Raw genomic sequence first — 11,634 nt, 5'->3', positions numbered from 1 at the left:
CGCAAATTGCCGGCGGTTGCCAGCATTCATTTGCCAGGCTTTTTCATGGCTATGCGAACCAGGCGGGGCGTATTGTTTACACCATTACCGGCTCCAGGGAACAAACCGAGGAAATACTTCAGGATCTGTTTGTGAAGCTGTGGAAAGACCGGGAAAAACTTATTTCAGTAAAACAGTTTAACGCCTACTTTTTTATTCTCCTGCGCAATCATACCCTTAATTATGTTACCAGTATGGTGACCGAAAGAAAGAAACAGCAACAATACACCCTTCATGCGCTTCGCGAGAAAGATAAACAACATCATGATAACCGCCTCGACATGCTGGACAAAGCGATTGATGCCCTGCCCATGCAACAGAAAACGGTTTTTCTATTACGGGCCCAGGGATACCGGAACCCGGAAATTGCCCATCGCATGAATTTATCTACAGACTCTGTAAAGAAGTATAACCAACTGGCTATCAGGTTTATTTCCCGGTATGTAAGGGAAACAATTTTGTTATCACTCCTGGCTTTCCGTCTTTTTAAATAATTTTTTTCATCTCCATATCTCCTTTTATACCTCCTTTACTGTCTTATATATCAGGAACAGACTTTAAGCCGCTATTATGCAGGAAGACCGGTTAATATACTTATACCATAAAGCCGTTAACAACAGCATCTCCGAAAAAGAGAGGGAAGAGTTATTTGTTTTACTGGCAGATCCTGCAGCAAGGCAGCTTTATAACAGCCTGTTTGAATGGGGCGCCGGGCAAACAGAAGGGCAGGAAGATGTATTTACTGAACCGCAGGCAAATGCCCTGCTGGAGCGTATTAATAAAATAAACCAGCCCCGTTCCGCCAACGTATTTAAACTGAAAACAACATGGGTGGCCGCCGCCTGCGTAACACTGTTATTAGGAGTGGCAGCGTATCATTTAGTAACCCGGACTGTTCCGGCAAAACCAGCCAGGGAAATTGCACAGGCTATACCACAGCCGGCAGCAAAGGCACATGTAATGCTTACCCTGTCGGACGGGCGGCAGGTACCGCTCGACAGTACAGCAACAGAACAAATTATTGAACAAAAAGGTACACAGGCAGTGAACAGTGGAAAAGGTGCGCTTACCTATACCGCACCGGAAAACCACACAGCAGTGACAGAAGTGGTGTTTAATACCCTTACCACGCCACGGGGAAAGTATTATAAAATTGTACTTCCGGATGGCACCAGGGTTTCTTTAAACGCCGCTTCCTCCCTCCGTTATCCAACTGTTTTCAGCGATGGCCAGCGAAAGGTAGAGTTAACCGGCGAAGCCTATTTTGATGTAGCCACAGATGCCCGCCATCCATTCATTGTAGTAACAGGAAAACAAACTGTTTCTGTACTCGGCACGGCCTTTAACGTAAAGGCATATACGGACGAGCCGTATACTAAAACAACCCTGGTGGAAGGCCGTATAAAAGTGGATCCCCGGAATGGTACGGCGGCAAAAGTACTTAGCCCCGGCGAACAGGCCACGCTGGAAAACAACCAGCTGAAAATCAGTAAAACAGATACCCGGGAAGATGTTTCCTGGATGCTGGACATGTTCTATTTTTCAGACACCGATCTGCATACCGTTGCCCACCAGCTGCAACGCTGGTACGATATTGAAGTGGATTATTCATCGCTTCCAAATGCAAGATTATATGGACAGCTGCCCCGCAGCACACCACTGCCCCAGCTGTTGAATGCCATAGAGAAAACAAGTGATATAAAATTAAAACTGAGCAATAACCGGGTATTAACCGCGCATTAATAACCGATTTTTTATCAACCAACTGTCAATCCTTTAAAATCACATTTATGGAAATTAAACGTGGCCACTTTGTGGGCCATTGGAAGCGTTATGCCTGCAGCCTGATGCTTGCTGCCTTCTGTTCGCTGGCAACGGCCGCCCCTGTGTACTCACAACAGGTGAACCTGCACGTAACCGACGCAGGACTTGAACAGGTACTCGCTTCCATCAGGGCCCAAACAAACTATTCTTTTGTTTTTGATGCCCGGTTTACCAAAAATGCATTACCGGTAACCGTTAATATCAAAGAAGCGCCATTGCAGAAAGCATTGGAAGAAGTATTTAAAGATCAGCCTTTCACATTTGAAATCACCGATAAAATTGTGACGGTAACGACGGCCCGTCCTGCACCGGTGCAGGCAGCCGTGGTATCGCTGTCCGGAAGGATCCTGAGCCCCGATAACCAGCCAATCATTGGCGCTACAGTGATGATACAGGGCTCAAAAAGAGGCGCCAATGCAGATGAGAACGGCCGGTTTACCATTAACGGCGTTCCTGAAGACGCCACCATCGTTATCACCTCCATCGGCTTTAACAGCTTAACGCTTCGTTTGAGCAACGGCGTATTAACTACTGCCGGCAAAGAGTTTAAAGGCCAGCTGGTAAGGAGTACCTTACAGAACCTGCTGATCACGCTGCAACCATCGTCATCACAACTGCAGGAGGTGAATGTAACCGTTGGATACGGCACCCAGAAAAGAAGGGAAACCACTTCGGCTATCTCCACCATTAAGGGATCACAATTGCAGAACAAGCCCTCCGGCTCTATTGAAGGGCTGCTGCAGGGCTTAGCGCCCGGACTGGTTGTTCAGAACAACTCCGGTATGCCAGGAGGCAGGAGCATGGTACAGATCAGGGGACTTGCATCCTTTTCCAACTCCGCCAACTCCGGTGTGGTAAGTACGCCCTTATTCATTATTGATGGTGTGCCATTGGAACAGGATGTGTTCAACCCTTCCGATCCACGCCAGGCCATCACCAGTGTACTGGCAGGTTTCAGCCCGTTCGACCTGGAGTCTGTTGACGTATTGAAAGACGCATCTGCCACTGCCATTTACGGATCAAGAGGCGCCAACGGCGTTATCATCATCAATACCAAACGCGGAAAGATCGGTAAGCCTATTGTATCCTTAAATACACAATATGGTTTGAGCTATTATCCCTCCCTCCGTAAAACATTAGGCGGGAAAGCAGAACGCGATTTTAAAATTGCGCTGTTCAATCAATATAAATCAGCCAAAGTAGGCGGCGGTTCCACCGATATGCCCATTGAACTGACGGATAGCCTGAACAGTTTTTATAACAACTCCACCGACTGGCAGAAGCTCTACTTCCGTGATGCTGATCTGAAGAATATTAACCTCGGCATCAGCGGGGCTACTGAAAATGCCAGCTACCGACTGGGCGTTGATTATTACAAAGAAAAAGGTATTGTACTCGGATCGGGCTTCTCCCGTTTTTCATTAACGTATAACGGTATATTCAAGCCATCTCCCAAATTAACTGTAACCGGCAGGGCTAACCTCAGCCAAACAGATGCGAGCCAGAAAAGAGGTGATACCTACAACGCCGCCGTAGTAGGAAATAACTTTTCGTCGTCCTTTCGTCCGGGCCCCAATAGCGGATTTTTCGATGCTTTCCTTGAATCTTATAATAAGGGTGTAAATATTGACCTTACCAGGAGAGCCCTGGCGCAGCTTGAAGTGAGCTACGATGTATTCAAATTCCTCAACATTACCTCCAGGGCATCGGGCAACTATGAATTTTACCGTACACGCACCTTTGAACCTTCCGCCACCAGGACGGACCTGAAGGCAGCCGCCTCTTATTATTCACAGGAAAAAGTAAACCTGCTCAGCGAAACATTTCTACGCTTATACCATACCTTTCAATCAAAACATTCGTTTGATCTCGTAGTGGGTAACGCCATTAACACCAGTGAAAACAACAACATCTACGGCGCTGCCACCGGCGGTCCCAGCGATGCGCAACAGGTGATCCTCGGTTACCCGCAGGCAAACCTTAAACTGGAAACGCATAACCTGCAGTATGGCCTGTTATCGTATTATTCACGACTGTCTTACAACTTCAACAAGAAATACCTGATCCAGGGCGTGGTTCGCGCCGATGGTTCTTCCAAGTTCGGTAAAGACAACCAATGGGGATATTTTCCTTCTGCTTCAGCGGGATGGGTATTTACAGAAGAGAAATTTGTACGCAACAATATAGGTCGCTGGTTAAATTTCGGAAAGATCAGGGCCAGCATGGGAAAATCCGGTACACAGTATGAAGATAACTACCTGGCCGTAGGCGCCTATGTTACCAAAAGCGGCGATAACGCTACTTATAACGGCATTCCTTTGTTGGCGCCCAACTACGCAGGCGGCAACGGTATCACCTTACCTGACCTCACCTGGCAAACAACCAAGGACCGTGGCGTGGGGCTGGACCTTGAATTTCTGAACAGCCGCATCACCATGGTGCTGGATTACTATGATAAAAAAACAGACGGCTTCCTGTTTCCCGATGCACTGAACGGCACCAGCGGATATGCCTCCAGGTATATCAACAGCGGTGCAGTACGCAACTACGGCTATGAAGCAGCTATTACCGGCTATGTTACCAAACCCGGTAAAAACTTCCAGTACTCCGTAACCTTTATCGGCGCCATCAACAAAAATGAGCTGACCAAGCTGCCCGACTTCGGCAGAAGCGTATCGCGGAGCAACTATGCCGTAGGCCAGCCTTACCTGCAGATAGGCCGTCCCCTGAACGGGTTCTATCTCATGAAATACCTCGGCGTATATCCCGACGATGCATCTGTTCCCGTTAATAAATATACCGGCAAAAAACTTTATCCCAACGTGAGCGGTTTTGCCTCGCAGGACCCATACCGCGCGGGCGATATCCGGATCCTGGATGTAAACGGCGACGGAAGGATAGGCGTGTTGGATAACTCCGACAGGGTATACAGCGGCGATCCAAACCCGAAATTTACCGGAAGCTTCTCCCATAGCTTCAGCTACCGCTTTAAAAACAACGCTAACCTCCAGCTGGATGTATTCTTCAATTATTCAGTAGGCAACAAGGTGTTCAATAAAGTAAAGGCCGACCGTATACGCGGCGTAAGCTGGACTGCCAGCGAAAATGTTAACTATCCCGGCGGACAAAGGAACCTCCTGGATGTTTCCGACCTCGATTTCTGGACGCCCGAACATACCAATGCCAAATATCCCGTGCTGAATCCCTGGAGATATTATGGCTTGTCGAGCTACGACTTCATAGGCAACTACGAAATCAATACCGACATGTTCCTGGAAGACGGCAGCTTTATCCGGTTGAACAATGTGAACCTCAGCTACGACTTTTCCACCGCCCTGCTGAACAAGATCAATATCAGGCGGCTGAGGGTATACGGCGGTATGAGCAATGTGTTCATCCTAACAAAGTATAGCGGTGTAGATCCCGAAAATGTGGACTCATATGGATATGACCTGGGTAACGGCTATCCCATTCCATACAAATTCAACTGCGGTTTTAACTTTGAATTTTAAACAATATGAAAATAATAACTACCCGGAATAACAAACTTGTATGCGTGTTGCTTGCCTCCCTCGCATTATTATTTTCCTGCAAAAAAATACTTGACCCGGAAATCATAGAACTTCCTACTGCTGAAAATGCTATCACTTCTGCCCCGGATGTAGAAAAAGGTATTGCCAGCGCCTACTCATTGCTGCGCACTGTAGTGCCGGACAAGGTTTTCCTGATGGGAGATATGCGGGCAGATGTATTTTCCAGTTATTCCCAAAGTTCGAATGTGCGTGTAGAAACCAATATTGCCACCAACACGGCATCTGCTTTATTCAATAACGGCGGTGGTAACTGGAACCAGTTCTATACAGCCATTGCACAGTGTAACCTGCTGCTGGAAAAGATCCCGGCCATTACTACTTATGATGACGCTGTAAGAAGAAGGCATATAGGAGAAGCCAGTTTCATAAGGGCGCTTACCTATTTTTACCTGGTTCGTTTCTGGGGAGATGTACCGCTGAACCTGAAAAGCGTTAACACCGATAACTTATCCAGAACGCCACAGGAAGAAGTATTCAACCAGATCAATGCAGACCTGGATGTAGCCATCGCCAACCTGGAACTGGACTATGGCGCCGGCGACAGGGCCGTAAGGGCCACCAAGGGCGCCGCCTGGGCCATTAAGGCGCATGTGCTGGGATGGTTGCAGGATTTTGCCGGTTGCGAGAAATTATGCGACAGTGTAATCACGAAAGGGCCTTACAGTTTGGTTACTGACACTTCTAACCTGCTCAGCATTTTTGTAGGTAAATCATCCGAAGGCATCTTTGAATTTAATTTCGATGCCAATTTAAGAGAAGTGCAGAAGAACCGCGTGTATAACAGAACCCTCGGAAGACCCTGGTACAACGACCAATCCGACGGCGGTGGAGGAAGCGACCGTTACCTGCTTTGCCCTACCAGGCAACAGATCAATACCATGTTCACCCCCGGCGCACGGGATGCGAGGTTGTTCACCTGGTTTATCCGTGAAACCTATCTGCAGGGCGTTAACGAAGACAGGATATTTCTGGGCAAGTACAGAACGCTGCAGTTAAAAGGAGATACATCTACACAAAATATCAACGAATCAAATATTATAGTTACCCGCTTACCGGATATTATGCTGTTGCGTGCAGAAGCCCTGGCTACGCCTGCAGTAGGCAGAACCGCAGAAGCGATTGTACTCCTCAATAAAGTACGGGAACGCGCATATGCCGCACCATATACCGGAGGCGGCAACCTGCAGGATACCATTTTGCTGGAACGCAAAAAAGAACTGCTTGGAGAAGGTCAGTATTTCTTTGACCTGGTAAGAACAAGAAAGCTCGATAAAGATTCCAAAATAACAGACGGCGATTGGTTCAAAAAAGGTGCGTGGCTGTTACCTATTGATCAAACGATCATCGCTAAAAGCAACTTCCTGATCACACAAAACGAATACTGGAAATAATTACTCCATTTCTGAAAAGATACAGTATGAACAAACTTATTTCACTGAAAACAGCGATACTTCTTGCAGCAGGCGCTTTGCTGATACTGGCGTCGTGCAGGAAAAATGATTACTATGTAGATGGTGGTCTTTCCCGGCAATCTGAAGAAGAAAAGAAAATGCCGGTGTATGATTTCCTGAAAAGCAGGTCGAACCACATGTTTGACTCCCTGGTAAAGATCATCGATCTCACAGATGCAAAGTCGGTGGTGAACCAGGCTAACATCACCTTCTTTGCAGCCCCCAACAATGCGGTAATGCGGCTGCAGATGAACTTCAATCCCGACGACAGGCAGGCGCTGAGGCCGCTGGATGCTATCGGGAAAGATACGCTGCTGAAATTACTCGGCAGGTTCATTATTCCCAATGTGCAGATAACACTTGAACAGGCCCTGAAGGATAAACAGAAATACTATAAGGCGCTTAACGGCGACAGCCTGTTCATTTACGGAAAAGGCGGCGGGGTAAACCCGGGCAGCTCTATTCAAACATCTGCTTTTTTCCTGGAGTATGAGCATGTAAAAATACCCGGTGTGGATTCTATCAAATTTACCGGCAGTATTCAAACACATAATATGATCACCGGCAACGCCGTGGTGCATGTGCTTACCAATGGCTCCAGCTTTGCAGCAGGATTGAAACAGAAATATTTCAGATAATCTCAATCATCTTTTATCATGAAAATATCAGCAAAAATAAAATGCTTAATATGGCTGGTCTTTACCGGGTTTGCCATGTCGTGCAGCAAAGATAAAAACGACGGTTTCTTAAGCCCGGCGCTCAAGTATACCAACCCTTCCATTAAAGTAGCCGTAGGCGCTTCCCTTATACAATCCGGCGCTATGGTAACCGATGAATCCACCAAGCCGCTGCAATTCACTATCGAAGGTATTTACACCGCAGATGGCAAGCTGGCGCAATCCGTGATGGACTACAAGGTGGATACCTATTTCTGGCAGGCAGAATACACAGGGAAAGAAAAAACGGTGCAGGAGCTGGATACAAAACGTCAAAAGGTAAACCGCCCTGCAATAGATATTAACCCCGAGAATGGGAACATTGTGATATATCCCGAAGCTACAGATACATTGCAGCTTACAAAGGGAAAATATACGATAGATGTGAAAGTAAAAAACAGTTCCGGCGAGCGGATCATTAAGGCCGCCTTAACCCTTGATATCAGCTACGCATTGCCTTATACCTACCGTTTTTCCGGTATTGATGGCAATCTTACCGGTATTGATGTAACATTTGACAGGCAATCGAACACCGGCAATAAAATAACGGTGTATGTATTAAAGAAAGATGGCTCACCGGTAGATCCGAAATTATTATTTGGATACGATTACTCCACTACACCGGGTGTAACGGATTTAAAGGACTGGCATAACCTGGGCCTGAATAATCCTACCAAATACACCGAGTTCCCGGATCACCTGGAACTGGAAATAGCCGGGTTCCCGCTGCCGTTTGTTGCCGGGCAGGTATTGAGAATTGATATGTATAACAATGGTGAAATCAACGGCAGTTATTTCAACTACTGGTTTGATATGTCTATTCTCAAAGAAGGTATCTGGAAAGTTACTATTAAGCTGAAGTATAATTAATACTTGCTCCAAGGGCTGTTTCATCACTGAAACAGCCCTTTTTAAAAGAGCAATTAAAAAAGCGCCAGTTACTATAGTGACTGATGATCCTTCCCGCCAACTTATCTCTGCCCTAAACGCCCATCGCGTTACGGAGTATTTTTTTTATTTTAAGCAGATGGAAATATTTCGGCAGACAGTACTTATGGTTCTTATGCTGCTGGCACTTCATCCGCTTACCTCCAAAGGCCAGCAGTTTCCACAGGCAGACCAGCTGGCCACCGCATTAACAGAAGCGGCAGCAGCTGTTCCCGCAGGGAATATTTACTTACAAACAGACCGGGGAGTGTATGAGCCCGGCGAAGACCTGTGGTTCAATGCCCGCCTGCTGAACGCGCAACATTTTGTATGGTATACACCCGATCAGACGCTTTACGTTAAATTAACCCGGGCCAGCAGCGACAGCACAGTATGGCAGCAGCTTTACCCCATTAGCAACGGAGCCTCCAGCGGTCACATTTACCTGGATGGCAATCTTACAGAAGGCGACTACTGGCTGAAGGCATATGCTGCACATAGCTTTATGCGCGGGCCCGCTCCTTTTTACGCATTACGCAAAGTACGCATCATCAAAGACTCCTATTCACTACCACGTTCCTCCGGCAGCATTGCTCTCCGGCCAGGGGCAAATGATTCTATAAAGCTGCAAACATTTCCTGAAGGAGGTACATTCATTACCGGGTTAAAAAATCGTATTGCCTTTAAAGCAACAGGCGGTAATGGCGCACCAGTATACGTTACAGGCATGCTGCTTAAAAATGGGAAACCATTACAACGCATTGAAACTACCCACCTGGGAATGGGAAGTTTTGATCTTACTCCCCAACAGGGCGCCACATACACGATACAGCTAGCCAATAGCTTTATTGCCCTTCCAAAGCCGGCAGATACCGGCATAGTAATGCATGTGCGATCAGCCGGCGCCGACAGCCTGGCTCTTAAAATTACCGCCAGCCCCGGCATGGTTGCCCAAAGGATCTATATCAGCAGCCAGGTACGCGGCCTGATGCAGGCGGCTGCCACCGCATTGCTCACAGACAGCCTGCTGGTAAAACTCCCCGTAGCGCAAGGCCCGGGCGGCATTACAGCTATTACGCTATTTGACCAGCAACTGCAACCGCTGGCAAAAAGGCTGGTGTTTGTTCTCCCGGATAAAAAATTAAACATCGGCCTTCAACTTCACGAAGAACATTACTCCACCCGGGAGAAAGTTTCATTAACTATCAGTACAAAAAACGAACAGGGCATCCCGGTTCCCGCAAGGCTTAGCCTAAGCGTATTTTACAATGCTTATAGTAACAACAATGACAAAAACATAGAAAATCATTACCTGCTTACCAGCCAGCTGAAAGCCAGGATCGACGATCCGGGGTATTATTTCGACGGGAAAAATAAAGACCGGTTAGCAGCATTAGACCTGTTGCTACTTACACAGGAACATGATAGCTACCTGTGGAACAACCAGCGTCAACCGGGTGTTGATACAAGGCCCGTGATCACCGACAGCATTGCCGGCAGCATAAGTTTCCGGGGACGGAGGAACAACTCCCACCCATCTCCCAATTTACTTTTTGTATTCAACGCCGAAGAAAAGAACAACACCTTGTTAAGCACCGACAGCACCGGCCGCTTCTTCCTGGATCCCGCAATCCTGGCAACCGGCAACCGTCTCTATATCAAATACCCCGGGCAAAGCAGGCAGCCTTTCACCATAACCATTGCCGATCCTTTTGCCGCCATTACCGCTGCAGAGAAAAACAAAACACTTTACTATCCTCCTTCTCTTAAAAGAATACAAGTCCCTGATACGGCTGTTATTTTCAGCAGGTTCAGTAAAACATTAGCTGGTGTGGAAATCTCCGCCAAAGGCGCTAAAACGACCTGGCCCAAATACCTCGGTAAACTCGACAGCCTCGCTAAACTGGAAGGCCCTGCAGATTATGTAGGCGCATGTGGACTCTTAAACTGTCCGGCCTGCGGAGGAGGAACCAAACCCGTGGAAGGAAAGGAATACAGCGAGTATATCGGCAACCGCCGGCAGGAAATTGCATCGCATCCGTTTGCCTTCACCGCCGGGGAAATGAAAAAAGTAAAATATCATTATCCTGTATATACAGAAGAACAGCTGCTCAAGAAATTTAACCTGGCAGTAGCAGGTGGTTACTATGTTTCTCCGCAGTTTAATGAATCAGGCGGCAGCCCCGACTTTAGAAAAACCATTGCCTGGATGCCTGATATTGTGACAGATGAGCATGGTGAAGCGACGGTTAGTTTTTACTGTTCGGATGTATATGGGAGGTTTCAGGTGAGTGTAGAGGGGGTGAGTGAGCAGGGATTGATGGGGAAGGGAGTGGTGGAGGTGGAGGTTTCCAAATAGTTTTTTCCGTGCAGATTAATGTTAAGATATTCTCCCGGCATACCCTAAGCTTTGCCTCTCCTGGGTGTTTGTCCAAAAAAAGAATACGATGCTATATAGCAGACAGTTTAGGAGAATGGTTTACTTTGTCTTTAGTTTATCCACCAGGTCTTTAAAATATTGGGGGCTCCAAATGTCAAGCGTAGAAGCATCAGGTATAAACCTTACAATATCTTTCCGGATACTACTAAAGGAAACAGCATCGATTTTTGTTTTTAATAACTCAATCAACTGCTCTTGAGTGATGGTATCTTCAATCCAGTCACCGGTATCCCGCGCGCGAAGCAGAAAGTGATGTAAGTTGAGCATAATGCCCTTTTTGATATACCATTCGAGGTCATACCAATCCCGGCCTTTCACCCGGGTTCCCCATTTGCGAAAGAGCAGTGCATGTATTTTCTCAGCAAAGAGGCTCGGTAACGTAAAGCATTTCACATAGAAAGAAAACGGCCGTAATAGAAGCTTTTCGTCGGTTTCAAAACCAAGCGGCGGCTTACGATCTATCTCCATTTTAATTTTTATGCTTGGGGAAGCTTGTACCCCTGCCTGTGGTATAATTCCATCAAGGATCAGTTCTTTCCAAACGGTTTCAGATTTTAGAAATGCGGAGTCTATGTTAGTTTGATTGGTTTTCTTTTTCTCTCTAATGCTTACCTTCATTCCAATGGCTTCAAACTCTTTGATAA

8 protein-coding genes are annotated in these 11,634 nt (G+C 46.9%); 7 read left to right on the top strand and 1 reads right to left on the bottom strand.

Annotated elements, in window-relative coordinates; all coding sequences use genetic code 11:
• From VN105_RS15130 to VN105_RS15100, 7 genes are all read left to right on the top strand, one after another.
• A partial coding sequence (locus tag VN105_RS15130; protein WP_325642325.1) for a sigma-70 family RNA polymerase sigma factor occupies window positions 1-533 on the top strand: 533 nt, incomplete at its 5' end.
• A gap of 76 nt (window positions 534-609) precedes the next feature.
• Window positions 610-1,782, top strand: coding sequence for a FecR domain-containing protein (locus VN105_RS15125; protein WP_325642323.1), 1,173 nt, complete (start codon window positions 610-612; stop codon window positions 1,780-1,782).
• Window positions 1,783-1,829: 47 nt separating this feature from the next.
• Window positions 1,830-5,375 (top strand): SusC/RagA family TonB-linked outer membrane protein, encoded by a 3,546-nt coding sequence (locus tag VN105_RS15120; RefSeq protein WP_325642321.1) that lies wholly within the window; start codon window positions 1,830-1,832, stop codon window positions 5,373-5,375.
• A gap of 5 nt (window positions 5,376-5,380) precedes the next feature.
• Window positions 5,381-6,847, top strand: coding sequence for a RagB/SusD family nutrient uptake outer membrane protein (locus VN105_RS15115; RefSeq protein WP_325642319.1), 1,467 nt, complete (start codon window positions 5,381-5,383; stop codon window positions 6,845-6,847).
• A gap of 26 nt (window positions 6,848-6,873) precedes the next feature.
• Window positions 6,874-7,545 (top strand): hypothetical protein, encoded by a 672-nt coding sequence (locus VN105_RS15110; RefSeq protein ID WP_325642317.1) that lies wholly within the window; start codon window positions 6,874-6,876, stop codon window positions 7,543-7,545.
• A gap of 18 nt (window positions 7,546-7,563) precedes the next feature.
• Window positions 7,564-8,493, top strand: coding sequence for a DUF5007 domain-containing protein (locus VN105_RS15105; protein ID WP_325642315.1), 930 nt, complete (start codon window positions 7,564-7,566; stop codon window positions 8,491-8,493).
• Between the two features lie 193 nt (window positions 8,494-8,686).
• Window positions 8,687-10,909: a hypothetical protein gene (locus VN105_RS15100; RefSeq protein WP_325642313.1), complete on the top strand. Its 2,223-nt coding sequence runs from the start codon at window positions 8,687-8,689 to the stop codon at window positions 10,907-10,909.
• A gap of 120 nt (window positions 10,910-11,029) precedes the next feature.
• Here VN105_RS15100 and VN105_RS15095 read toward each other — a convergent pair.
• A partial coding sequence (locus VN105_RS15095) for a nucleotidyl transferase AbiEii/AbiGii toxin family protein (protein WP_325642311.1) occupies window positions 11,030-11,634 on the bottom strand: 605 nt, incomplete at its 5' end.

The sequence above is a fragment of the Chitinophaga sp. genome (assembly GCF_035564935.1).
GTDB lineage: Bacteria > Bacteroidota > Bacteroidia > Chitinophagales > Chitinophagaceae > Chitinophaga.
The sequence above is the reverse complement of the archived record's forward strand: the minus strand, read 5'-3'. Positions and strand labels throughout refer to the sequence as shown.

Excerpts from the sequence above, each read along its gene's own strand:
- VN105_RS15115 (WP_325642319.1), top strand. The coding sequence starts at position 5,381 with ATGAAAATAATAACTACCCGGAATAACAAACTTGTATGCGTGTTGCTT.
- VN105_RS15120 (WP_325642321.1), top strand. The coding sequence starts at position 1,830 with ATGGAAATTAAACGTGGCCACTTTGTGGGCCATTGGAAGCGTTATGCC.
- VN105_RS15125 (WP_325642323.1), top strand. The coding sequence starts at position 610 with ATGCAGGAAGACCGGTTAATATACTTATACCATAAAGCCGTTAACAAC.
- VN105_RS15110 (WP_325642317.1), top strand. The coding sequence starts at position 6,874 with ATGAACAAACTTATTTCACTGAAAACAGCGATACTTCTTGCAGCAGGC.
- VN105_RS15105 (WP_325642315.1), top strand. The coding sequence starts at position 7,564 with ATGAAAATATCAGCAAAAATAAAATGCTTAATATGGCTGGTCTTTACC.
- VN105_RS15100 (WP_325642313.1), top strand. The coding sequence starts at position 8,687 with ATGCTGCTGGCACTTCATCCGCTTACCTCCAAAGGCCAGCAGTTTCCA.